Origin of the sequence: Pseudanabaena sp. PCC 7367 (assembly GCF_000317065.1) — a bacterium.
Lineage (GTDB): Bacteria > Cyanobacteriota > Cyanobacteriia > Pseudanabaenales > Pseudanabaenaceae > Thalassoporum > Thalassoporum mexicanum.
In genome coordinates, this window is the sequence record NC_019701.1 from 1,260,710 (window position 1) to 1,285,666 (window position 24,957).

At 46.4% G+C, this 24,957-nt stretch carries 19 protein-coding genes, 1 tRNA gene, 1 pseudogene and 1 riboswitch; of the genes and pseudogenes, 12 read left to right on the plus strand and 9 right to left on the minus strand.

Annotated elements, in window-relative coordinates; genetic code table 11:
• Positions 1 to 9 precede the first annotated feature (9 nt).
• Both PSE7367_RS04850 and PSE7367_RS04855 read right to left on the minus strand, forming a co-directional pair.
• Complete coding sequence (locus PSE7367_RS04850; RefSeq protein WP_015164254.1) at positions 10 to 2,415, minus strand: heavy metal translocating P-type ATPase; 2,406 nt, start codon at positions 2,413 to 2,415, stop codon at positions 10 to 12.
• A 78-nt stretch (positions 2,416 to 2,493) separates the two neighbouring features.
• Positions 2,494 to 2,688 (minus strand): heavy-metal-associated domain-containing protein, encoded by a 195-nt coding sequence (locus PSE7367_RS04855; protein WP_015164255.1) that lies wholly within the window; start codon positions 2,686 to 2,688, stop codon positions 2,494 to 2,496.
• A 321-nt stretch (positions 2,689 to 3,009) separates the two neighbouring features.
• Between PSE7367_RS04855 and PSE7367_RS04860 the strand changes: the two genes are divergently transcribed.
• A complete protein-coding gene (locus PSE7367_RS04860; RefSeq protein WP_015164256.1) occupies positions 3,010 to 3,438 on the plus strand; it encodes a hypothetical protein in 429 nt (142 codons plus the stop codon).
• Positions 3,439 to 3,655: 217 nt separating this feature from the next.
• Here the strand turns inward: PSE7367_RS04860 and PSE7367_RS04865 are convergent.
• A tRNA-Ser gene (locus PSE7367_RS04865) sits at positions 3,656 to 3,740 on the minus strand.
• A 702-nt stretch (positions 3,741 to 4,442) separates the two neighbouring features.
• On the opposite strand from PSE7367_RS04865, the gene PSE7367_RS04870 reads away from it, so the two are divergent.
• Complete coding sequence (locus PSE7367_RS04870; protein ID WP_015164257.1) at positions 4,443 to 6,377, plus strand: COG1361 family protein; 1,935 nt, start codon at positions 4,443 to 4,445, stop codon at positions 6,375 to 6,377.
• Between the two features lie 252 nt (positions 6,378 to 6,629).
• Complete coding sequence (ilvN, locus tag PSE7367_RS04875; protein WP_015164258.1) at positions 6,630 to 7,136, plus strand: acetolactate synthase small subunit; 507 nt, start codon at positions 6,630 to 6,632, stop codon at positions 7,134 to 7,136.
• 17 nt (positions 7,137 to 7,153) lie between these two features.
• Here ilvN and PSE7367_RS04880 read toward each other — a convergent pair whose 3' ends face one another.
• Complete coding sequence (locus PSE7367_RS04880) at positions 7,154 to 7,606, minus strand: hypothetical protein (protein WP_015164259.1); 453 nt, start codon at positions 7,604 to 7,606, stop codon at positions 7,154 to 7,156.
• On the opposite strand from PSE7367_RS04880, the gene PSE7367_RS21815 reads away from it, so the two are divergent.
• The 5 genes and pseudogenes from PSE7367_RS21815 to PSE7367_RS04905 all read left to right on the plus strand — a co-directional run bounded on the left by PSE7367_RS21815 (position 7,605) and on the right by PSE7367_RS04905 (position 11,423).
• Positions 7,605 to 7,751, plus strand: coding sequence for a hypothetical protein (locus PSE7367_RS21815; protein WP_156800344.1), 147 nt, complete (start codon positions 7,605 to 7,607; stop codon positions 7,749 to 7,751). The genes PSE7367_RS04880 and PSE7367_RS21815 overlap by 2 nt on opposite strands.
• 341 nt (positions 7,752 to 8,092) lie before the next feature.
• Positions 8,093 to 8,839: a HEAT repeat domain-containing protein gene (locus PSE7367_RS04885; RefSeq protein ID WP_015164260.1), complete on the plus strand. Its 747-nt coding sequence runs from the start codon at positions 8,093 to 8,095 to the stop codon at positions 8,837 to 8,839.
• A gap of 495 nt (positions 8,840 to 9,334) precedes the next feature.
• Positions 9,335 to 9,457 (plus strand): annotated as a pseudogene (locus PSE7367_RS23135) (DUF3285 domain-containing protein); the annotation flags it as partial.
• Positions 9,458 to 9,650: 193 nt separating this feature from the next.
• Positions 9,651 to 10,373, plus strand: a complete 723-nt coding sequence (gene ybeY, locus PSE7367_RS20170) for an rRNA maturation RNase YbeY (RefSeq protein ID WP_015164262.1) — start codon at positions 9,651 to 9,653, stop codon at positions 10,371 to 10,373.
• 546 nt (positions 10,374 to 10,919) lie between these two features.
• The gene (locus tag PSE7367_RS04905; RefSeq protein ID WP_015164263.1) at positions 10,920 to 11,423 is read left to right on the plus strand and encodes a diacylglycerol kinase family protein; all 504 of its coding nucleotides are present in this window, start codon (positions 10,920 to 10,922) and stop codon (positions 11,421 to 11,423) included.
• 169 nt (positions 11,424 to 11,592) lie between these two features.
• Here PSE7367_RS04905 and PSE7367_RS04910 read toward each other — a convergent pair whose 3' ends face one another.
• Positions 11,593 to 12,357 (minus strand): class I SAM-dependent methyltransferase, encoded by a 765-nt coding sequence (locus PSE7367_RS04910; RefSeq protein WP_015164264.1) that lies wholly within the window; start codon positions 12,355 to 12,357, stop codon positions 11,593 to 11,595.
• A gap of 736 nt (positions 12,358 to 13,093) precedes the next feature.
• Between PSE7367_RS04910 and hemC the strand changes: the two genes are divergently transcribed.
• Entirely contained in the window at positions 13,094 to 14,047 is a 954-nt protein-coding gene (gene hemC, locus PSE7367_RS04915) for a hydroxymethylbilane synthase (RefSeq protein ID WP_015164265.1), read from the plus strand.
• Between the two features lie 85 nt (positions 14,048 to 14,132).
• Here the strand turns inward: hemC and PSE7367_RS04920 are convergent, their stop codons facing one another.
• From PSE7367_RS04920 to cobW, 3 genes are all read right to left on the minus strand, one after another.
• Positions 14,133 to 15,059: a glutaminase gene (locus PSE7367_RS04920; protein ID WP_015164266.1), complete on the minus strand. Its 927-nt coding sequence runs from the start codon at positions 15,057 to 15,059 to the stop codon at positions 14,133 to 14,135.
• 115 nt (positions 15,060 to 15,174) lie between these two features.
• Positions 15,175 to 15,522, minus strand: a complete 348-nt coding sequence (locus PSE7367_RS04925) for an Hpt domain-containing protein (RefSeq protein WP_071881341.1) — start codon at positions 15,520 to 15,522, stop codon at positions 15,175 to 15,177.
• A 502-nt stretch (positions 15,523 to 16,024) separates the two neighbouring features.
• Positions 16,025 to 17,170 carry a cobalamin biosynthesis protein CobW gene (cobW, locus tag PSE7367_RS04930; RefSeq protein ID WP_015164268.1) on the minus strand — a complete coding sequence of 382 codons (1,146 nt, stop codon included), beginning with the start codon at positions 17,168 to 17,170 and terminating at the stop codon, positions 16,025 to 16,027.
• A 124-nt stretch (positions 17,171 to 17,294) separates the two neighbouring features.
• A riboswitch (cobalamin riboswitch) is annotated at positions 17,295 to 17,559 on the minus strand.
• Positions 17,560 to 17,730: 171 nt separating this feature from the next.
• Between cobW and PSE7367_RS04935 the strand changes: the two genes are divergently transcribed.
• The 3 genes from PSE7367_RS04935 to PSE7367_RS04950 all read left to right on the plus strand — a co-directional run bounded on the left by PSE7367_RS04935 (position 17,731) and on the right by PSE7367_RS04950 (position 23,758).
• On the plus strand, positions 17,731 to 20,073 hold the full coding sequence (locus PSE7367_RS04935; protein ID WP_015164269.1) for a caspase family protein: 2,343 nt from the start codon (positions 17,731 to 17,733) through the stop codon (positions 20,071 to 20,073).
• Between the two features lie 698 nt (positions 20,074 to 20,771).
• Positions 20,772 to 21,026, plus strand: a complete 255-nt coding sequence (locus PSE7367_RS04945) for a TIGR02450 family Trp-rich protein (RefSeq protein ID WP_015164271.1) — start codon at positions 20,772 to 20,774, stop codon at positions 21,024 to 21,026.
• A 431-nt stretch (positions 21,027 to 21,457) separates the two neighbouring features.
• Positions 21,458 to 23,758: a transglycosylase domain-containing protein gene (locus PSE7367_RS04950; protein WP_015164272.1), complete on the plus strand. Its 2,301-nt coding sequence runs from the start codon at positions 21,458 to 21,460 to the stop codon at positions 23,756 to 23,758.
• A 23-nt stretch (positions 23,759 to 23,781) separates the two neighbouring features.
• Here the strand turns inward: PSE7367_RS04950 and PSE7367_RS04955 are convergent, their stop codons facing one another.
• A complete protein-coding gene (locus PSE7367_RS04955) occupies positions 23,782 to 24,945 on the minus strand; it encodes a hypothetical protein (RefSeq protein ID WP_015164273.1) in 1,164 nt (387 codons plus the stop codon).
• Positions 24,946 to 24,957: the final 12 nt, after the last annotated feature.

Genomic DNA, 24,957 nt, shown 5'->3' on the forward strand with positions numbered 1-24,957 from the left:
TCGAGATATCTAGATTTTAGACCTGAGTGGGTGCTTGTCAAGCTTAACTTTGCCCAATCGCAACGCATTCGTCACCACCGACACCGAGCTAAACGCCATCGCTGCGCCCGCAATAATTGGATTCAGTAGCCAGTGAAACAGTGGGTAAAAAACTCCTGCCGCCACGGGGATGCCAATGATGTTATAGACAAAGGCAAAAAATAGATTCTGTTTAATATTACGCATCGTGGCCTGGCTTAGTTTGATCGCTGCCACGATCCCAAACAGGTCACCAGAAATCAGCGTAATATCACTGGTGGCGATCGCCACATCTGTACCAGTACCGATCGCCATCCCCACATCCGCTTGCGCCAGAGCCGGAGCATCATTGATGCCATCGCCCACCATCGCCACAATCTTGCCCTCTTGCTGAAGCTGAATAATTTTCTCGGCCTTTTGGTCGGGGCGCACCTGGGCAAAGATCCGATCGATGCCTACTTCATGGGCGATCGCCGCTGCCGTTTGTTGATGATCGCCAGTCAGCATCACCACTTCTAATTTCATCCTTTGCAAGGCTCTGACCGCCTCGGCAGTGGTGGGTTTGAGCGCATCACCGATCGCAATCATGCCCTGGAGTTTGCCGTTGATGGCAATGGCGATCGCGGTTTTGCCCAGATCCTGCCAGGTTTGCGCAAATTTAGTGAATGGCGCGGTGTCGATCCCTAGATCCTCAAGCCAGCGCTGTTGGCCAATTTGGATTAATTGTTGATCATGCTGCGTGGATGCATTCTGTACTTCTAGCTCTAAATGATCTAAATTATTTGAATTTAAGATCTTGGCCTGGACACCACGCCCTGCGATCGCCTCAAAGTCTTTAATCTCCAGCCGATCGATCCCATAGCCCCGATCCTCTCGCTCCTCAATAGTCTCTAACTCTTGCTTGGCATATTCCACCACCGCTGCTGCCAGGGGATGCTCAGAAAGTCGTTCGATCGCCGCTGCGAACTGGAGAACCCTGAGCCGATCGCCATTGTCTATGGCCACAAATTCCGCCACCGTTGGTTTGCCCATCGTCAGCGTGCCAGTTTTATCCAGCACGATCGTATCGATTTTGTGGGCCAACTCCAAGCTATCCGCCGTTTTGATTAAAATGCCATTCTCTGCCCCCTTGCCAGTCCCCACCATAATCGAAGTGGGCGTTGCCAAACCCAATGCACAGGGGCAAGCAATGATCAATACGCCGACCGTGGCGATCAATGCCCTGGTAAAATTCCCGGTCAAGCTGAACCAGGTAATAAAAGTGGCGATCGCAATTAATAGCACCGCCGGCACAAACCAACCCGTCACCCGATCGGCCAATTTCTGGATTGGTGCTTTGGAAGCCTGCGCCGCTTCTACCAATTTCACGATCTGCGCCAGCACAGTATCTTTACCAACCTTGGTAGCCTTGAATTGAAAACTACCAGTTTTGTTGATCGTGCTGCCAATCACCTGATCACCAGTTTGCTTAAGCACGGGTAAGCTCTCGCCGGTCACCATTGCTTCATCTACGCTTGATGAACCCTTAATCAACTCACCATCCACGGGGATTTTTTCACCAGGTCGCACCAGCACAATATCGCCAACCTGAACCTGCTCGATCGCCACGTCTATTTCCTGGCCATCCTTTAACAAGCGGGCAGTTTTGGCCTGGAGCCCAATTAGTTTGCGGATCGCCGCTGAAGTTTTGCCCCTGGCACGATGTTCCAGCGATCGCCCCAATAAAATCAACGTAATTACCACCGCCGAAGTCTCGTAATAAACCGCAGCACTTAAGCCCTGCGCCGTGAAAAACTGCGGCATCAGGGTTGCAAATAAAGAATAGCCAAATGCTGCACTTGTGCCCAATGCCACCAAAGTATCCATCGTGGCGGACTTACGTTTTAAGGCTTTCCAGGCATTTTGATAGAATGGCGCACCGCACCAGAACTGCACTGGCAGGGTCAGCACCAATTGCAACCAGGAATTATGCGCCCACTGGGGAATAAACGGGATCGATAGACCAGTCATCATCGGCAATGATCCCACCACCAGAATGCTGCTGACGATCGCCCCCAGGATTAACTTACGCTGGAGGCTACGCGCCGCTTTTTTTTGCTTGGCCATAAACCTGGCCTCAGCATCACTTGGGTCTGATTGCGGTCGATTACTTCCCTTTACCGTCTCCGGCTCACCACCAGAGTCATTAAGCACAAACGCCTCATATCCGGCATCGCTTACCGCCGCTTGAATGGCGATCGCATTGGTTTGCTGGGGGTCATACTCAACCTGCGATCGCTCCATCGCAAAATTGACATGACCCTCGATCACACCGGGGGTATTGCGGATTGCCTTTTCGATTGTATTAGCGCAGGCAGCACAACTCATGCCACCAAGCTTGAGAGTGAGCTTAGACATGGTATGTAATTGTAAGGTGAGAGATTTAGTAGCTAAGCAGAAACAGCACCGCGATCGCCCTGGTTAATGGCTAATTACCTATTCAACCGTATATCCAGCAGAGATGATCGCTGTCCGAATATCAGCTTCAGGATGCTGAGTTTCGATGCTCACTTCCTTAGTAGTTAGATCAGCAGTAATCTGGGCACTAGAATCAATGGCCACAATTGCATTGGTAATTGTTTCAGCACAGGCTGAGCAAGCCATGTCGGGCACTTTGAGATTTAGATTCATGATGGATTTTTAATTGGTGCAAGTTATGCAATTAAATTAACCCTTTTTGGCCTCATTTAGGTTTAATTAGTTTGATTCTAAACCCTCCATCATGCTGGAGAGTCAACCTGAATAGGTTTGAAAGTATCACGATTCATTCGATCGCTTAGCCGGAAGTCGAACCCAGGTTAGTTAGTAAGGCAAATATAATCACACTTTAGCCAGAGGACTGATCCCTGCAAAAAGAGAGATTAACCTGAGCGTGCCGCCTGGGATAATTGTGGCAATTAAATTATTAATTAGTCAGTTAATAAATCCCAATAGCAAAATTAAAGGAAAACAATGGATAAGGCAGAACACTTGATCGTGATGGCAGAAGATGAGCTGACCGAATACAGCACTGAAGCTCGCAAAATTGAAAAACTGCGCCGCAAGTATAGTTTTGCCGTGCCCTATCCCGAACAAAAAGCAATCCACGATCGCCTCGAAGCCGAGATCTCCGCCAACCCGATCGCCCAGATCATTGAAGAAAACCGCCAGGCGATCGCCCTTCCCTTCTGGGGTGTGGGTGGCTTAGGTCTGCTATTGGGAATTTCCATGCGCCAACCGATCGACTTTGCAGCAACCGTAGTCGGCTTTGCGCTGGCGGTGTTGATTCAGCGTTGGGGCTGGAAGTTGGAAGCGAAGCGATTGGCAATTAAAACCCTGGCAGACATTGAAGCGGGGGTTACATCAGTACAGTCAAAATCGGCATCTAAGTTATCTAAGTAATTACGCAAGCTCCTCCGCGATTCTGATTGTGATTGTGATACCCCAGCAAGCATCTTAATTATTAATTAGTTAGCAGTTTAGATTAAAAGCAAGATAGCCCAGAACTATAGACATAGTCCCAGGCGGCTCTGGTTTTTGAGTGATTATATAGATTGCCAATCGAGCTAATTATATCAATCGGCTCTATATTAATTTAGTTATTAATTTAGTTCTGGAACGGAGAGGGGGGGATTCGAACCCCCGATAGCTTTCACTATAACGGTTTTCGAGACCGTCGCATTCAACCACTCTGCCACCTCTCCAGAATTAGTCTGCGCTAATAATATTCAGTTTTTGATTTAACCAGGATTACATTATAGGCCAGTGGCTTACAAATCGCAGGGGCGATCGCCAGGAAAATTTCAATCTCGGATGTTTCAAGCTCCGAAACGATCGAAACGGCTCCATTTCCTTTACAGGGATGGGGCTATTTAGTAAATGCGTTACAAAAGGCGAACTCACGCATATCAAATTTAGTTTGATCTTAAAGATCTCTCTATGGGGCAATGAATAGTAAATATTGATTATAGTACCGATCGAAAACCCACCAAAACCCACCAAATCCACCTGATCCACCACCTTTTTATTAAGAGAATCAGCCTATGATTAAGCTCGATGGCTCAGCTAGCAAGCTTTACCCAACGTCTGTTAGCCCTGATACATTTTGGGCGAGTCACTAAGCTGAGAGCCAAAGTCAAAAGCCTTCTTAGTTAACAAGTTTGTTAGGTATGTAAAGCTTTTGCAAGAAGATTGAGTCGCATGTTCACAATAAGCAGAAATTAGGGAAAGCTTAATTCAAGCGCAAGCAAATTTAATCCTGTTTAACTGCTTAATAACAGGGAAACGTATTGTTACTAGTGGTTACTTGAAAATACTGCCCTAGTAAAATACTGAATTTAATCAAGACTAATCGATTAGTCCAAACATATTTAGCCCATTAATTTAATTTTCGGGGGAATCCTTAAATGGCCATAGGTGATACCACCACTTTTCTGGTTGAAGAATTTACGGGTGCAAATACTGCTGCCGAGATTGTTCTTATGGAAGTTGATGGTGGCGTAGAAGTATTTGTTGATGTAGACGAGTCGATCGCCGCAGGTGACATCACTGCAGTTTATTTTGATGTTGCCAATGATGCCGTCACTGGGTTAAGCGTTTCCGGTAGCGAAGTTACTGGGGTAGTGCTCGATCCTAATAACGTGACTAGCGTCGGCGGTGGTACTAACCTGCTTGGTGAAGGCACTGCGCCATTTGACGGTGGCGTAGCGATCGGTACTACTGGTGCTGCTCAGGGTGATTTTTATGACGCCACTACCTTCTTAATTGAAGGTGCAACCCTGGCTGACTTCTCAGAACAAAGATTTGGCTTGCGCTTGCAAAGCGTCGGTCCAGACATGGAAGACAGTAGCAAGCTATCTGGGGGAGTCGGTGTAATAGATCCCGATCCAGATCCCGATCCAGACCCAGATCCCGATCCAGACCCAGATCCCGATCCAGACCCAGATCCCGATCCAGACCCAGATCCTGATCCAGACCCAGATCCTGATCCAGACCCAGATCCTGATCCAGACCCAGATCCTGATCCAGTGCCAGATCCTGATCTTGATGTCGAAAAGTTGGTTTCAGTTGATGGTGGCGTTACTTTTGAAGACGCTGATACAATCCAGGATGCGCCAAACATTCAAGATGGCATCGATCCACAATTCAAGTTTGTGATCACCAACAATGGGACTGTAGACATCGGCTTTATTACCCTGGATGATAACTTTTATGGTGAAATCGCCGAATTATTTGAAGATCAATTCGCTGATTTTAGTGAAGACTTTGGTCTGCTCCTAGCGCCAGGTGAAAGCAACGACGATTTTGTCTTTGTTGCTCCCTTTGAAAACGTTGTTCATCTTAATACCGCGATCGTTGCTGGGGACGAGATTATCATCATCGATCCAGACAACGGTGAATTTGATACTGGCGATAGCTTCTTTGATGAAGATCCAGCTTGGTATGTGCCGATCGGCTTTGATCCTCCCGATCCCGACCCAGATCCAGACCCCGTTGACGAGCTGCCAGTAATTGAGGTAACTAAGGTTGCTGATCAAACCAGCATTCGTGAAGACATCGGTGGTGATGTGGTTTATACGGTCACGATCGCTAATGAAAGTCCGGTTGATGGCGCAGACCTCGATACACTCACCATTACAGAATTGTCGGATGACCTTTGGATTGATGCCAACGGTAATGGCGTTGCCGAAGCTGGTGAAGTTGTCACCACCGATCTGCTTGCTGATACCGGCGACATTGTGCTCGCTCCCGGTGAGTCGTTCAGCTTTGACTACAATGTTTCCTATGCTCCTGGCAGCCTCAATCCTTGGGAAGACCCCACCAACACTGCTACCGCAACTGGTGCTGATGAGGAAGGCAATGTGGTTTCCGATTCTGATACTGCTGTAGTTGACGTAGTTCAAAAGAACCAACGCAGTATTGAAATCGATAATCTTACGGGGGTGGCTAGCGGCGATCAGCTCACTGGTAACTTTGAAATTACCAATGCTAGTAGTGATGCCGAGTTCGTATTGTTAGATTCTTTCAATATGACCTTCCAAGAGAAGAATAAAGGTTGGAATCCAATCTCTCAAAGCACCTCTAGTGAATTCTGGGTAGATGTCAATCCCAATGGTGTCTTTGATGCTGGGCTTGAAACCTTGTTAGTCGATCTCGATCCTGCTACTGAAATTCTTGAAACTGCGGTTGTATTTGATACCAGCATTGTAATTGGTTATCAATCCACCTTTGAAACTGCGGTTCCTGATCCAGTTAAGGCAACAGTCCAAACTACGATCGATGGTCGCTTTGATCAATCCACTGGTGAAGTGCATGTATTTGGACACAGTGGCACTTTCTAGATTTTCTAACAGTTAGATTATAGAAATTGCCACATCGATTGTTAAATTGATTGATCGCAGTTTCTAATTAGAGCAGGGGAGTGTTTGATCGCATTCCTCTGCTTTTAGTTTCAGTGCGATCGATCAATAAAATTCACATTATCCATATGATTTGGAATCAGTGCAATTAATCATGCGTTTAAGACTTAAGATTAATAAACACAAAAACATTGAACTTGAAATCTCTAGCAATTACCTTTTCCAGCCGTGACCATGAAACACACAATTTCTGTTGTCGTTGAAGATGAAGCAGGAGTTCTTACCCGCATTGCCAGTTTGTTTGCCCGTCGGGGCTTTAATATTGAGAGCTTGGCCGTTGGCAGCGCCGAGCAAAATGGCCTCTCGCGGATTACGATGGTTGTCCCCGGTGACGATCGTGTAATCGAACAAATTGTCAAACAGCTCAATAAGCTGATCAATGTAATTACAGTGCGCGATCTGACCCAGATCCCCTGTGTCGAGCGCGAGTTGATGATGATCAAGGTGAATGCGGGACCATCGACGCGATCGGAAATTATTGAAATTGCCCAGATTTTCAGGTCGCGGGTAGTGGATGTGTCGGATGATTCGCTCACGATCGAGGTGGTCGGCGATCCCGGTAAGATCGTGGCGATCGGCAAGATGTTGCAAAAGTTTGGCATCCGCGAGGTGGCTCGCACTGGCAAGATTTCGCTTACGCGCGAATCGGGCGTAAATACAGAGTTTCTAAAAGTTTCTTAGCCAGCCATACGCGTAATTTAGCTATGATAGATTACACCACTAGCAAACAAGAGTGCAGCGATTGCAAAAAAAGTGATGGCGTAGTTTAGGCACCATTTCTTGAAATAAGCAGAATTATTCAAATCTCGAATGCCTTCTTTCAAGGTGCGAACTACACGAAGTCGGATCCGCTCGTCGGTGTCATAGTAAAAATTATCAAGCAAATCATCGATTGTATTAGCCTGGCCACTCTCATTGCCAGCAATACCCAATAGGGATGCTGCAATTGAGGCCAACGCTGTAAGACAAAGTAATAACTTAAGATTGGGATATTCCATTTCGATGCCAAATCGCATTAATAATACTGCAAACCCAATCGATAAGCCCAGACGCGTATTCAGGCTATTTATATTATCCAGTGATAGCTTGAGCCTGGATTCTGTATATTCATAAATTAGCTCAATATTGTTATGTTCAGGAGCTTCTTCCATGACAAATGATAACAAAAAGCATCAAGAGAAACCTCAAGCAGTTAAGCAGCCTAAACCAGCGCCCAAGGATCCTCCAGCTGCATCAGGTAAATATGTTGAAGATGTAAAATTCGGTAAAAACAAAAATGTTCTTGCTGATTTCTAGGGACTTAACTTTAGCTGTTTATACATAGATTATAGGTTATACCGTAGGCGCTAAATCTAGCGCTTTTCTGTAGGGTAATGCGATAAATCTAGCTATTTACTTCAGTTCTAAAAAGCGATCGCAACAACATAAATTAATCCTGCTACATTAGATCTCATTTATCAATCGACTAAGTTGAATCATAGATCAATAATTGGCGATCGGGTTCTCAGGCATTTCCCAGCAATGATTAAGTGAATCACGATCGCAGCGCCGATTTGAGCACCTATGCCAGGAGCCTATTAGGGCAATAAAGTCTAGTGATTGCTTGTTATGCCGTTAGGGGTTAATCTTAGAAAACCATGATTGACGACGAAGCGGCGCTATTAGATGACATAGACCAGAGTTTTAGTAGTCCTTTGGATCAGCCAGAAGAAGAGCTACCTCGGCCTGATCCAGAGGAAATGTTAGTGCTGCTTGATTCTAGTACAGTGCTAGAACGAATGCAGGCAGCCAGAGCTTTTTGTGAGATTGAAGATGATCGGGCGATCCCTAAATTAATTAGCCTGCTCCAGGATGATTGCACCCTGGTACGCGTGAGTGCGGCCTATGCGCTGGGGCGAAATAGCTGTGCGGCGGCCGTGCCACATTTAATTAGCCTGTTCGACAGCGAGTGGAATGGCTATGTGCGAAAGGGCGTGGTTTGGGCGTTGGGCAATTGCCGCGATCGCCAAGCCCTGCAACCCTTAATTTCTGCGCTGAAATATGATATTCCGGCAGTGCGCCTTTGGGCGGCCAGTGCCCTGGGGCAATTAGATGATATTGCCGCGATCGAGCCTCTTACTGCGGCCCTGGAGAATGACAAGCTAGCAGTAGTAAAAAGTAATTGTGCCTGGTCGCTGGGTAAATTGTTATTGCTGCATCGCAATGAAGTCGATGATGAGGTTTACCAAGAGGCGATCGATGTGTTGATTAATGCCATGTTTGATGATGATTTGGGTGTGGCGGAGGATGCCAGAGTGGCGCTGCACAAGTTGGGTGATCCACGCGCGCTCAAGGTAATTGAACGGATTGATAACGATCGCGGTTATTGTGATTTGGTTCCTTAGCCGAACTGGATTTTAAATTAGCGGCTAGCTAGTTGTGGTTGACTACCAGAAATTTGGCTACTAAAGATTAGCTATTGAGCAAGTCCAGACAGGAATGGGTTTTGAGAAGTTTATGCTCGAAGTCTTTTAGATCGTCGATTTGTAAAAAAGTGTAAAGTTTGGTTAACATAAGAAATAACTACAAGCCTGGTATTGAAGTAGGCAAACTTGATTGCGTCAAAAAGTATACGCGCAAAAATTAATCTAATCAGAGTTTTTTTATTGATAACTTGCCATGAATTAATTAGTGGATTAATTAGCTAATCAAGGCTTTGCTTCAACCAGAATCATAATTAGATAACTATGTCAGATCATCAAAACTCAGTGCAATCACCTGCCAGTCATGTCGATCGCGGTGATAATGACACTGCCGTAAAATCGCCAGACTTAGATAATTCAAGTAACGCAGACAAATCAAGCAGCTCTGCCAAATCGGCTAAATCAGCTAAATCAGATAGCTACGTCAAGTTGGCGATGCGCAACATGGTGAAGAAAGGCAGCACCTCTTTGTTTCATTTCTTCCTAACCACGGTGGGGGTAATTGGCGTGTTATTGGGATTGGCGATCGTTTTTCATTAGCGATCGATTGACTTAGCTTATTTTTGGGCAAACTAAAAAAAGAGCCATTTAGCTATCTGCGCTCAGGGGTCAATTGATTGAGCGGTTGACAGCTAATCGACTAGATGTATTAGTTTTGCCATGATTTAGCTCATATTTCAGATATTTAGAATATTTAGAATTTAGATTGCCAAGTTAGCGGGAGCCGATCGATTTGCCCGATGTTGTCCTGTATCTAGAACAATCGCCCACGATCGCTGATCTATTGCCGATCGAGCAGGCTCAGTGGCAAGAGTGGTTTCAAACCTGGTTGGAGTCTTGCGATCTGTCAACTTTGGCGATCGCCCTAAATCAATCAAAGGTGGCGCTTGAATCAGCCGAGTTTGAAGTTAGTTTGCGGTTTACCGATGATGACGAGATCCAGCAGCTCAATGCTAACTATCGCCAAATCGATCGCCCTACCGATGTGCTGGCGTTTGCGGCCTTGGAAACCAAAATGCCAGAAATTGACCTAGCCAAATTTGAGCGATCGGTTGATAATGGGGCGAATAGTGATTGGGTAGATCATTTAGATCCTAATCCTAACCAACAATTGTACCCTGACACTTTTAATAGCACTGTTGCCGCTGATGCTGAATATGCAAATCATGCGGAATCCCCAGAATACATAGAATTCCCCACTAATAATGAGCCTGTCTATTTAGGCGACTTGATTATTTCGGTTCCCACTGCCATTGCCCAGGCTAGCGAATATGGCCGATCGCTACCTCAGGAATTAGCCTGGTTAGCTGCCCACGGCCTATTACACCTATTGGGTTGGGATCATCCCGATCAGCTTAGTTTAGACAGAATGCTAAAGGAACAAGCACGCTTAGTGGCGCTTGGCGATCGCTCTTTGAGAATAAAGAATAATCTAATTACCGAACAATTCCCATGATTGAGTAGTCATGGCTCTAAGCCGTTAATCTAATCAAAATTCCCCTGGCCTGATTACTTAATTCACCTGTAAACCTTACATAACCAGACTACACCCCCAAGAAATGACTCAGATAATGATGGCTAAGTTCAGCAATATACTACTTGACCACTTACTGAAATCTTGCCACTTACTAAAATTATCTTGAGCATTCGATAACATGCGATCGCTAATCATCTTGTGAATCTAGCTTGAATATTTCGATTGCACTTAACTACTTAATCATTAACCACAGTGAAGCGATCGCCCCTTGAACCGAAAGCAAACTGTCCTTAATCAGTCCCCAAATCAGCTCAAATCACTTTAGATTTAGTAAACAATTAGAGTATTTTGCTCCATTTAAGTTAAGTAGGCTACATCCGTTAGCTTGCTCACTGGCCAATAATTGGTTAGTCGCTCCTGGTCAAAAAACTTTACGCACCAGAAAGTCAAAATCTTTAACTCCACAACCGAATTTTGAGATCAGCAGTAAGAAGTTAGCTTTAACGACAGCAGAGGAATATACTGATGAATGTTTCACCCAAAATTGTGTCTCGCCACGAGCGCTATCCTGTGGAATCTGATCAACAGAGAAATTTACAACTAGATTTAAAATCCTGGCAACGTAGTCAGGCTTTCCAGGTTGCCCCCAATTTAATTGAGAGTTTCAGGTTTGCCGGGGCAGGCTTGGTTTATGCTTTTACGACTCAACGCAATTTTCGGATTCATACGGTAGTAAGTATTGTGGTGCTGAGCTTGAGCATCTATTTACAGCTCAGTATGGTGGAGGTGGCGATCATCAGTTTGACCGCCGGCGCGGTGATGGTGATGGAACTAATAAATACAGCCCTGGAAGCGGTGGTTGATTTGTGTGTGGGGCAGTCATATCACCAATTGGCCAAGATCGCCAAAGATTGTGCGGCGGGGGCGGTGTTGATTGCAGCGATCGTTTCGGTGGTGGTTGGCTTTTGTTTGTTGGCTCCACCTTTGTGGCTAAAGCTTTTCCCTGGAGTCAATTTCCCGCTGCTTTAGTTTTAGGAATACCAGGCAGTTTATTAAGGATTTAAGGCCAACTGTGTCATTGCAAAGGACTCACCATGACACGGTCTGGTGATCGTTGTAATTGCTGTCGCTGCCATAGTCAAACCTCTCAGATCAAGGCCAACAAGCCCCAAATATTTCTGTTTTAGCATTTTGCGAGCTATGCAGTTTTAGCAGGCTTGATCGCCACGATCGCCGCATGGGCATCCGGCAGATGGAATTGGCCATAGCTGCGTTTGATTTTTACCTCGAAGCCAATTTCCATCAGCAAATCTGCGATCTCCGCCGATTGATATAACTGCTGCACATGCACCTCATCACTACGGCGATATTGCTCACCCACCTGACGAAAAGTAATAATTCTTCTGGTCAGGGTGTTCTGGCGTGGGTTTTCTGACTTTTCCACCAACACGAGCCAATCTTTACCTTCAACAAAAGATTGAGTTGCCTGATCACAGCTATCTAAACCAGGCTCGGCAATATCAAATATCAATAAACCATTTGGTTGCAATGCTTTGTAAATACGTTGAAAAAAGTTAGCTAAAGTGGGCAAATTATTTGCGCCATCAAACAAGTAATTTAAACATTCCCCCACACTCACCACCGCTGCACAGGGCGGGATATCTACCGTAAACATCGAGCCTAGAATAAACCTAGCCTGGGGCGCTCTAGCCTTGGCGATCGCAATCATCGCCGCCGAAATATCTACACCCAGAACCTGACAGCCAGATGTAGTTAATGCCTGGGTGAGGATGCCACTACCGCAGCCTAGCTCAACAATTAGATTTTGATCGCTGGAATTAATTTCGTTTTGGCCTAAAATTTCTAAAATCCCCGGCGCAGCACTGAGGGCATAATCGCTGAAGCCCTGATCATGGACATAGGCGAGGTCTTCTTGATACCAATCTTGATAGGTATTAGTCATGATTTAGAAAAAATCTTGGCGGGGAATGAATCGAACAGGGGCGATCGTTATTTTTATTGCCCACTTGCTCCAGGTTATTTAGTTACTTAAAGGTGATCTAATCCCTTTGGTTTAAGCCTAGCTTGAGATCGCCACGCTGGCATCACCCCATTGTTTAACAGGCATAGCAGATCTACTCCCAAGCTGGGGTAGTCCTGACCATGAAATGAGAGGCGGTCATAGGATCTAAGATCGCGGCTGAATCAAGAGTCCTTGGCCAAGCATCCATATTTAATATCCCAATTTAATATCCCAACTGATATCCCAACCCATCATTGATCTAAGCGGCTTTGAGGCAATAATAGTAACCAGTCATTAATTGTTAAGTTTTTAAACTTTCAGGGCGATCGATCACCAATCGGGGTGCACAACCTGTTTGAATTAATTAAGGACAGCTTAAGTAAATCGTAGTGATCAATGCGATCGCGGCAATTGATTTATCGGGCTTGATTTTTATATTTAAGTTAAGTATTTAGATATTCCAAATCATCAATTTGAAATCCTACTTCTGTGTTTTGTTTGATATTTAATCGGGTATTTGATTTTTGGCCTAGGATTTAGATTGGCTTGAAAGTAGTTAATATTTAACTATTTAAGTCATCTGATTAAGTCATCTGAGGTGATCAATTAAATCCTCAATTAGATATTTGATTGGGCATTTGAGTATACATTTACGGGTTAAGGCAGAAGTCGTTATATGCTTGTTACGCGCAATATTCGGATCGGTTCTCGCAAAAGCCAACTGGCACTAGTTCAAACCCATTGGGTACAACAGGAACTCCAAAAAGCCCACCAGGATCGCAAATTTGAGGTGCAAACCATGAGCACCCAGGGCGATAAGATTTTGGATGTGGCCTTGGCCAAGATTGGTGATAAGGGGTTATTCACCAAAGAGTTAGAGCTAGCTATGATCGAGCGCGAGGTGGACTTCGCCGTTCATAGCCTCAAGGATTTACCCACCAATTTACCGGAAGGTTTGATGCTGGGCGTAGTAACGGAGCGGGAAGATCCGGCGGATGCACTGGTGGTGCATGAAAAGCATAAAGACAAAAAATTAGAAACTTTGCCAGAGGGTACGATCGTGGGCACCTCTTCGCTGCGTCGTCTGGCACAACTACGGCATCACTTCCCCCACCTTACTTTTAAAGATATTCGCGGTAATTTAAACACCCGCTTAGCCAAGCTAGATGCCGGTGAATATGATGCGATCATTCTGGCGGTGGCAGGCTTGAAGCGCCTGGATATGAGCGATCGGATCCATCAGGTCATCGATCCGGAAATTTCGCTCCATGCGGTGGGTCAGGGTGCTTTGGGGATCGAATGCCGCACTGGTGATGAAGAAGTGCTTGGTTTGCTCAGCACGATCGCCCATTACCCCACCACTCAGCGTTGTCTGGCGGAACGTTCCTTCCTGCGCGAACTAGAGGGTGGTTGCCAAGTGCCGATCGGCGTGAACAGCGAGATTGACGGCGATCGCTTAATCCTCAAGGGGATTGTCGCCACCTTGGATGGTGTAACTCTAGTTAAGGGCGAAGCAACTGGTGATATTACCGATCCTGATGCGATCGGCATTGACCTGGCCAATCAACTTAAAGCACAAGGAGCCCAGGAAATCTTGAATGAGATTATTGCCCAAAACCGCCAGCAATAAACAGCACTAAAATGCTGAAGCAGGTTTGTTTAAATTTAAACTTTCACTCTCTCACTTTTGTTAACAATCCAAGTCAAGGGCAAGCTTAGCCAAAAATGCTGAGTTGTAGCGCTTGGCTTATTTGTTGGACTAAAAATACCCCAGCGATCGAATTGCCGATTTTGTCCAGCGGTGGGCTATAGCAGGCGATCGCCCCTTGCTGAGGAATCACAGCTAGCAGCACCCCGCTCACCCCCGACTTGGACGGCAAACCCACCTGCACTGCAAAACTACCGGAAGCTTCGTACATGCCACAGGTGGTCATGATCGCGGTCACGGTTTGGCTATTTTGGCGATCGATTGCCGCATTAGCCCCTGCCAACACCAAGCCCAACCTAGCCACATCCTGGACTGTGCCAGCCAGACAACAAACCTGATTATAGGTATCCAGAGCTTTGCTAGCGGATTCTAGATCGCCATATTGTTCTAACTGGTCAGCGATCAACCGGTTGCGTTGGTTTGGCCGCGATCGCACTGAAGCTAGCATCGCCTGATCAAGAAATAATTTTGTCCCAGCAACCTGATTCAACCAATTGCACAAATTTTGATAACAAACAGCGCTATTTTCACCTGGAAGCATTCCCGCCAGGGCGATCGCACCGCTATTCACCATTGGATTAGGTGGTTTCTGGACAGCTAAATTCGGCAAATCATTAAAGGGCTTTGCCGATGCCTCCATTCCCACTTGATTAAAAACCAACGCCGCGCCCACGGTTTCCAGTAAAAATAACAGCACCAGCGGCTTAATTACGCTCATCAACGGGAAAACCTGCTCGATCGCTCCTCTTGTGGTGGTTGAGCCATTGATATTGCTGATATTGCTCAGGGCGATCGCCAGGCATTCGGGCTGAGCCAGAGCTAGCTGGGGGATATATTGCGGTAATGTACCTTGCTTACTTAGCTCGATCGCCTGTTCAATCCAGACATCAAGTTGCGAAGGAGTAACAGAATTAAAAATATTTGCGCTTGTCAATTTAGGTTATTTCGACCCGCTGCCCATCATTTGTTTCGATCTTCACAGGACACAGGCCATACCTTAAATTAAGCAATTAAGTTAAGCAATATTTAGAAATTAGGCAATGTCTAGCTTAAACCTGTTGCTGGGCATAGTTGCGGGTAAAGGCTTCAACTTCGGCCAGATTGGTTTCAATATCGGCTAACTTAGGAGCTACATCCTGCAAAGATTCTTGCTTGGCTTGTTGCTCGATCGCACTTGCCAACTCTTGCATCGTATGAGCACCCACATTGCCGCTAGCACCTTTCATATGGTGGGCTTCACGTTGGACTGTCATATAGTCACTGGCTGCGATCGCCACCTTTGCGGCATCAATATGAACTTTGGTATCTTCTATAAAAGTCTCCAGGAGTTCTAGCTCAAACTCAACATCCCCATCGGATATTAAGCGAATGAATTCCATATCTATCGGTGCGCTCATATTGACTTGTATGATCCTATTGCTAACTTGCTCCAATGGCTAGACTGTAATTCAAGCAAGATATTCCCATTTTTAATTATGATTATTATGCCATCAAAATTGTGCTTGGGACGCATATGATTAAAAAACTACCTCAGGCCAGAACATTATTGCTAATGTGAAAAACCTGGAATTACGACAAAAGAGCCCAAGGGGTTAGTATTGATTTACATTAAATCCTCAAGCTAGAACATGGTCACAATGCTTTACCAGGATTGTTGGCAGTGGCTTTTAGTTAATGCATTTAACCGGACTTGAGATGGGCAAATAACTAGCTGGTATTGCACGCCATTGCACGCCATTGCACGCCTCAGACAAGACAAGGCAAGACAAGACAAGGCAAGACAAGACAAGTAAGTAGGGTGAATATGAAATAAAATCAATCAATAAATTCAGAGCCAAACCCAACAATCAGTAGTTGGGCTTACTCATCCATTGGCAATGCTGAAATTAAATCGATCGCCTAAACCAATTCAATTTGCGCGGCAATACTCTGATCACTGAGATTATTACCAATGAAAACCAACCTGGTCTGGCGCATTTCCTCAGCTTGCCAGGGGCGATCGTAGAAATAATCAAACCGATTGCCAACCCCTTGCAACACCAGGCGCATCGATTTATTGGGTACTGCCACAAACCCCTTGACCCGGTAAATATCTTTTTGCTGCACAAGCCGTTCTAGCTTGGCCACCAGTTCTTTGGGGTCAAACTCCTGCGTCAGAGACAGATTAACTGAATTGATGTCATCATCATGCTCATGCTCTTCTTCATGGTCATGGTGACTGGGGCGAGCCTCCAGGTTATCTTCCACTGCCGCATTGAAACCCAGCAAAATATCCGCATCGATCGCCCCTTGCTGGCAATTAATAATCTTGACATGATCAGGTAGCTCTTGCCGCAAGTGATTAATTACTCGATCCAGGGTTGAGCGATCGACCAGGTCGGTTTTGGTGAGCAGCACCAGATCAGCACAGGCCAATTGATCTTCAAATAACTCCTCGATCGGCGTTTCATGCTCCAGGTTGGGGTCTTCCTGGCGTTGGGCTGCCACCGCGTTTAAATCATGGGCAAATGTACCCTTGGCCACTGCTTCACAATCAACCACCGTAATTACCCCATCAACGGTGGCTCCAGAACGAATCCCTGGCCAGCGAAATGCGGTTACCAATGGTTTGGGCAATGCTAGCCCAGAAGTTTCGATCAAAATATGGTCAATCCGATCGCGCTTTTGCAGTAATTCCTGCATCGTGGGCAAAAATTCCTCTTGCACAGTACAGCAAAGACAACCATTGGTTAACTCGACAATATTGTCTGAATTATCTGAAAAATCATTAACTACGGGATCTAAAGAGTTGGGGCGATCGGCAGAGTTGGAATTATCTAAAATGGCATCTGTGGCCTTGGCAACATTTGCTAGATCCTGATCTGCTGAGTCATCGGGACAGACCTGGCAGGAACGCAAAAGATCGCCATCGATCCCCACTTCACCAAATTCATTCACCAAAATAGCAATGCGACGACCGTGGTTATGTTGCAAGAGGTGGCGAACCAGGGTGGTTTTACCAGCGCCAAGGAAGCCAGTTACGATCGTAACGGGAATTTTATGCATATGACTAATAATCTGTACCGCGCAGATTTCCAGTAGTGTTTGTGATCAAGGCTCTGGAGATCGCAATTAATTACCTGCAAGCTGGTTAGATTTCCAATTGGATTAAAACCGAGCTGGACTCAATAATTAATAATTGCTGGCGGTGGGCATCCTGGCTGAGAGATAGGCAAGTATTTGGGAAGTTATGCATTAGATATTTTTGATATCCAAGCAAACGTCTATTGCCCTGGTGCTGAGAGTCGATCGCTGATCGGGTTAAACCGTTTAAATCAAAACCTACTCAAAGCAAATCTCTTTTACAGTTGCGGGACAGCGTTGGACTTGCACCAAACTTTCCCCGTTTCCTTTGATGGCTGTTCCCCATCAAAACCGCTCCAGGTTGAAGATCATAGCATTGGCGATCGGCAATCGGTCTGTTTTGTTACTTTTCTTGGCGATCTAATCTAAATTGCCACAATTGCCGAATTAGGCATTACTATTTCTCAAAATAGAGCACCTCAGCGTTACAGCAATGAGCTTTAATATAGATTGAAGTGCTCCAATTCGTTAAGGAAGCGGCGATGAAGTTTGCACGTCGGCAGTTTTTGCAGAGCATTTTTGCTAGTTGGCTAGGCTGGCAATTTGGGGCTCAATATGGTGATGGTCAATTCGATCATCTGGCTTGGGCAGCGGATCGCTATGCCCTGAATTTGGCACGGCCAACCAAACGTAAGCTAGCGCTCTTGATTGGGATTAATCAATACAACGCCAAAAATACCTGGTTGCCGTTGAATGGCTGCGTCACTGATGTGGATTTGCAGCGCGAATTATTAATTCATCGGTTTGGGTTTAATCCTGCGGATATTGTCACTTTAATTGATGGTGAGGCCACCGGAGCCGCGATCGCCGAAGCATTTGAAGCACACCTGATCGCCCAGGCTAAACGTGGTGATGTGGTGGTAGTTCACTTCAGTGGGCATGGCTCCCGTTTGGGCGGCCAAAATACAATCTTGCCAGTGAACAGCACCCTACCCAAATCGGACAGTAGTGAAGCGGCGGACATCTCGATCGAGACCTTGTCCCTGTGGCTGCGCTCGATCGCCACCGAGAATGTAACGGTAATTATGGATGCGGGTTTCCATAATCCCGGTAGCGCCACGGTGGGCAACTATCGGATTCGGGCACGCCCCAGCCCCACCCAATGGCAAGCAAATGGTCAGGATCAAAAACTGCAAGAACGATTGCGGGATAAGTTACAGCAAGTGGCGATCGCGGCCATGATTACTGACCAGGCCGATCAGCTAGGTGAAAATAAAAGCAAAAATAAAAGTAAAAATAAAAATCAAGACTTAAATCAACCTAGCCCCAAGGCAACCCAAAAGCTCAAACTACCGCCCATTCCGGGCATTGTGCTATATGCCGCCCAGCAGGATCAACTCTGTGCTGATGCACTCTGGCAGGGTTTTAGCAGTGGTATTTTCACCTATGCCCTCACCCAACAATTGTGGCAGATGACCCCAGCCACTTCGCTCAAAATTGTGTTGGCCAATGTGGTGAGTACCCTGGAGCAAAAAGCCTTCCAACCTGGGGAGATTGTGCTCGAAAAACAAATTGATACCCACCTGGAAGGTAAAAAGAGCTTACAAAAGTCACTGCCTACCTATTTGGGGGGTAATAGCGATCTGCTCCGCCGTCCTAGCAATCAGGCTGGCAATAGTATGCAGGGCGCAGATGGCGTGGTTCGGAGCGTGGTTTCTAGCCATAAATCCGGTGAAATCTGGTTGGCAGGATTGCCGATCGCCGCGATCGGTAACTATGGCGTTGGCTCAGTTTTGGCCGCAACCGCAATTCCCACTGCGAATCCGATTCAAATTATTGGCAAGGACAAACAGGCTGATCTGGTGCAGGTGAAATCCTTAAGTGGCTTGAGCGCCAGGGTAGAGCTACTTGATAGCAACAAAAAGCTCCAGGCGGGACAACTATTGCAAGAGGAAATCAGAGCGCTGCCCCGCAGCCAGAAACTAACAATTGCGATCGATGCGCAGCTAAATAAAATCGAGCGGATTGATGCCACCAGCGCGATCTCAGCCCTGCCCAACATGAGCAGTAGTCTGGCCACGGAACAGTTTGCCGATTGTTTATTTGGGGCGCAGGCAGACAGCTATGGCCTCTTTACACCAGGGTTACAGCCGATTATGGGCACCTTTGGCACCGTAGATGAATCGGTGGGGGCGGCGATCCGACGCTTGCAAGAGCATCTAGAAGGATTACTGGCGATCAAGCTATTACGAATGACTGCCAATCAGGGGTCGTCTTCATTGGGCTTGAAAATGACAATGCAGGCGATCAAGGGCAAAGATACAAAGCCAACCACGCTGGTTTCTCGCACACCTGGTCGCTACCAAAAGGGGAATTCCAGCTCGATCGATAGTATCAGTAAGCCCCTGGCGGTGGGCGATCGGTTGGCCTGTCATTTAAAAAATCTCACCGATGACACCCTCTATGTGCGGATCTTTTGTTTCGATCCCCGCGCCAAGGTACTGACCCATAGCTTTGTGAGTAGCCCCTACGCCAGTGATAGTGTTCTGGCGGCTGGCTCGACCCTGGTGATTCCACAGCCGCAAGCGCCGTTCAATTGGTTGGTTTCTGCGCCGAAGGGGTTGATGGATGTGATGGTTGTGGCAAGTCGATCGCCCCTGACTGAAACTACTGATCTATTGGAAAAATCCCTGCGCCAGGCCACCTCACCCACAGGAATGCTGGCGATCCCTGCGCCTTTGGATGTGGCTCAGGCGGTGCTGAGGGATTTGCAAGTGGCTAGTTTGCCTGCGCTAGAGGCGGTGGGAATCAGTGAAAGCGATGATCTATGGCAGCTCTGTGTGCATGATTGGGTGACGCTGGGTTTTTCCTATCATGTGGCTTAGGTTTGGTGGGGAAGATTTAGAGAAATGCGATCGTAGCTTAATTTAGGCTATATTTTAGCTAGCTGCTTTTAATCGCTAAATTCAAGAAAAATGTCTGATAAGCCACTAACCAGAACGCTAACAATATTTTTTGGCATTTTACTAGCGCCACTTGTTGCAAACGTTCTATTTGGTTTTGCTCGATCTTACTGGCGGCATTCACGTATACCTGGTTCAGTGACAACCGAACTACCAAGCACCCTTAACCCCAATAGTTTTCTGAGTTGGTGCAACCATAGACAAGAATTGAGCAGCGAAGCTCAGATTACAATCAAGGTGATCTTAGACGAAGCAGGAACTGATAATTGCTGGTCTGCAAGTCAAAAACTAGCTACGATGTCTGGACTAACAATAGCTAGCACCTCCAGTTGTCCTGAGTGGCTATCCGAATGCACCGGCCCATGTAATGAATATCGGATTTATGACCTCAGACCCTTGGCATCATTAACGCACTTCACTAGGCTGACATTAAGCAACCAGAATCTAGATGATATTTCGCCCCTAGCAAAAATGACTAATCTAGAAAAGCTAACCATATGGGTGAGGGATACAGATACGGATGTCTCTGCTTTAGAATCCCTGGAGAATCTAGAACAGGTAGCCGTTTATCATCAGCGTAAAGCATAAGGCATGATGATGCATGATCGAGTTTTGAAGTAATGGCAAAAAAACAAAAATACCCTCACCTAGTTGGCTCCAAATGGACAGCCAAACAAAAAACCTTCGGTTGGCGGCATTTTGTGGTCACCAATCGCCAGAATTTGGGTCAGCTTGTTTTTGCGGAACTGCGGGCAGCCTGCGATGATTCGGTACGATTCTGGGTCAATGCCAAAGGCTTGAAGCGTCGATCGCTGTGGCAACCGGGCTGGCAGACCCTTCAGGAACAACAAGGCCAGATCGATCTTTCGCCTTAAAATAAAAAATACGCCTCTGTATCAAGATTAAGGCGATCGGATTTTATGGACTTTATGCCACTCCTGTCATCGATCGATAACTTGAAAATCATACTTTGACCCTAGCGATATAATGTTTAACTAAGTTTGCGTTTGAGCAGAACTCAAGCAAAAGCGATCGCAGCTTCTCCCAGTTTTTGCCCCGCACACCAAGCAGGCAGACAGCTATGGGAACAAATTCCGATTAGTGCCTATCCTTATTAAAGGATCAGCATTTAAGTTTAAGCTACTTAAACCAAGCGTTTGATCGTGGGAGCGATATGAATATTGGCGATCGAGCTAGTTTGATCAATTAGTTGCTGATTGCTAAAAGATAAAAAAGTAATCGTTAGCAAACCCTGTTTCATCCAATTCAAGGCTACTCTAACTAGAGTTTTTAGCATTTTTTGCCCATGCCCGACCCCAGCAAATCCAAGCTGTTTAAACAAATCAGCACCAAGGTAGGCACCCAGGTAAGCAAGGTATCGCAGCAGGCAACCAGGGTAGTGATGAATCTGCCGTTGGTGAGTCGGCTTGGCAAAATCAGTCAAACCTTAGCACTCAAACCAAAAGCCAGAGTGCCAAAATTGCTGATCCAAACTGCCGATGATCCCAAGCCGCACAGCTATAACCTGGTGGGCGATCGCTACATCATTGGCCGCAGCAGCAGCAGATCAGACATTGTGGTCAAAACGCCGCTGGTCAGCCAGGTACATGCCAAACTGGTACGTGATAGCAGCCAGAAAAAAGCCAAATTTGTAATCAAAGACCAGGGCTCCACCAATGGCATCTATCGCAAACGCCAACGGTTGAAATCAGCACCGCTCAAGCATAATACCGTGGTTTCATTGGGGCCACCGGAACTCAAAGCCGCCGTCACAGTACGCTACATCGATCCGCCACCCTGGTATATGCGGGCATTGCTTTATAGCGGTTATGGTGTGGCTGGCATGATCGGTTTGGTGGTGGCAGCCATGGCGATCGAATTACAGCAAGTACCTGCACTCAAACCCCTGCCTGTCTCTCAACAAGGCCCCGTGGAAGTGCTAGCAGGCGACAATACTACTACCCTTGGCCCTGCCCAAACAATCCGGCATACCGAGCTAAGGGAATTAGAAGACTTTGGCGAGTTCGTGCCCCAGGCGATCATTGCCTCAGAAGACAGCTCCTTTTATCTCAACCCTGGCATTGACCCGGTGGGGATTGCTCGCGCCGTAGTAACTAATGTGCAATCGGGAGAACTGCGCGAGGGGGGCAGCACGATCACCCAGCAGTTAGCCCGTAATCTACTGGGGCGCACCTATGTGGGGCGGGATGATTCCTTGGGTCGGAAATGGCGGGAGGCGGCGGCGGCGATCAAGCTGACCTTTACCTATCCCAAAGATGAAATTCTGACTATTTACCTCAATCGCATCTATATGGGCAATGGTGCCTATGGATTGCAAGATGCGGCACTATTGTATTTTGGTAAACCTGCTAAGGATTTGACCCTTTCTGAAGCAGCTACCCTGGCTGGATTGGTGCCTGCACCGGAAGCAATTAATCCTTTCTATGATAAGGATCTTTCGCTGGCATACCGCGATCGCGTCCTCAGTCGGATGGTGGAACTGGGCATGATCGAAGCAGAAGAGGCAGAGCGAGCCAGGCGATCGATTCTACGCCTCAATGAAGCGGCCAGGCAAGATATCCAAAGTGCGATCGCGCCCTATTACTACAGCTACGTATTTGAGGAAATGGAGGAAATTCTGGGCGATGATTTTGCCTTTGAGGGCAATTTAATTGTGGAAACCAGCCTGGATTTAAACATGCAAAGGCAGGCGATCGCCGCACTTCAACGGTCAGTTAATGGTAACGGGGCATCGTTTGGCTATTCCCAGGGGGCGATCGTCACCACTGACACCGGCGATGGTTCGATCCTGGCGCTGGTGGGTGGGGTTGATTATGAACAAAGCCAGTTTAATCGAGTCTCTCAATCGCTACGTCAGCCTGGTTCTACGTTCAAGCTGTTTAGTTATGCGGCGGCGATCGATCGCGGCATCAACCCATCCCGCACTTTTTCCTGTAATCCTGGTTTTGGTCTGGGTGGGTGCAGTAATGGTGGCAGTGGCAACATTAATATGTATGATGGCTTCGCCTTTTCTGAGAACGTGGTAGCGGTGCGGGTAGCTGAGGCAGCGGGTTTTAATAATGTAATCCGGACAGCACGCAATCTGGGAATTGAATCGGCGGAGCTAGAACCAAATACTAATGTGGTTTTGGGCGGATTTGAGGTGAATATGCTGGAGATGGCCGCAGCCTATGGGGCGATCGCCAATCGCGGCCAGTATATTAAACCCCACGCAATCAGACGCATTCTGGATGGCAAGGACTGCGAAGATTATCAAAACTACACCACCTGTCGGGTCATTTTTGATGCGGCGATCGACTTGGAACCCCGGCAGGCGATCGATCCAGGCGTAGCAGACACCATGGCTAGTATGATGCGCGGCGTGGTGCAATATGGCACGGGGCGATCGGCAGCAATCCCTCAAGCAGGGGTGATCGGCAAGACGGGCACCACCGACAGTAGCCGCGATCTCTGGTTCATTGGCATTGCACCGCAACGGCAAACCCTGACGGCGGTTTGGCTAGGCAATGACGAGGGAGTAACCAATGGGTCTAGTTCGTTGGCGGCGAGTTTATGGGGTGATTATATGGCGCAAGCTTTACCGTAATTGATTTTAATATTGAGACCTTGCTAGATTTTATCTTTGCCGGAAGGTATGGCACCCTGCGTAGGACGATAAAACGACTTATTATAATACAGTAAATTTGCCCCATTTTTCTCTAAATTTTCTAGAGAATCAATGTATTGCTTAGTAGATACAATAGAATTATCAATCCTTGTTGAAAATTCAGCTAGTTCCACTCCAACTGCATGTAGCTCACCAGCCTTGAATTTATTGGACTCATTAAAGTAGGATATATTCTTCAAATCATTCCATATGTTTTCTGCTTTCTGTAGCTCTGTCTTTAAATCCTTGGATTGGCGAGAAAGATTTTTTTTCGTATATGTAAGCAAGGAAAGATCAAACATATATCCTAGCTGAATTTCTAGTGCAATCCCTAGGCAATAGCACTGCCAAGAGGCAACTGCACGATTAGTATGCCGTCTTGTCTCCTCAATACTATCAGCAACCTTGCCAACGTTGTCCCTTATCTTCTTTTTGCTTTTAACAAAATCAATTGATTGCGTTATGTCACTAAGTTCATTCTGTATGTTGTATGTCCAAAGCTTTAAGCTTGCTAAAGATTCGGTATTAACCTTTTGGAGGTTAGTTAGCGTCGCAATACGCATCTCTGAATTTTCGCGCAATGCCCTGAAGTTATCACTGACATAACGTAGAAATTCAATTCTTGCACGTAAATCGCTTTCTTCACGGGCTACTAAAAAAAATAAAATTTTCTGTAGCTGTTCAAATATGGCACGAGTGTTTCTTTCAATATGGGAGAGAAAAAACTGTCCGGTTAAGAATGCCAAAATTGTCCAGACAACTAATGGCGCAACAAAACCAGTCATGCTTGCTAAGCCTGCGGTTGCAACAATTCCCCCGCTAGAGCCAACAACAGATGTTGTTAGTAAACCACTCATAGCAGGGTCTTTTACCAGATGCATAAGATTACCAAGAACTCCGGCAGGCATAATGATTCTGAAACTTTGGCTTAAAGCAAATGCTGAGGCAACTGAAGGTATTGTGCCAAGAATTCGATTCAAACTATCATCTGAAGGTATTTTTTCCATATTAAGACGGCTTATGAGACCGTCAGGATCAGCTTCAGGAGTGAGCTTCATCAAAACCTTATCGCCTTTCGGATTTTTCAGCTCAATTGGTAGTTGGATAGAATCGTTATTTTCTTCCACTTCATTTCCCAG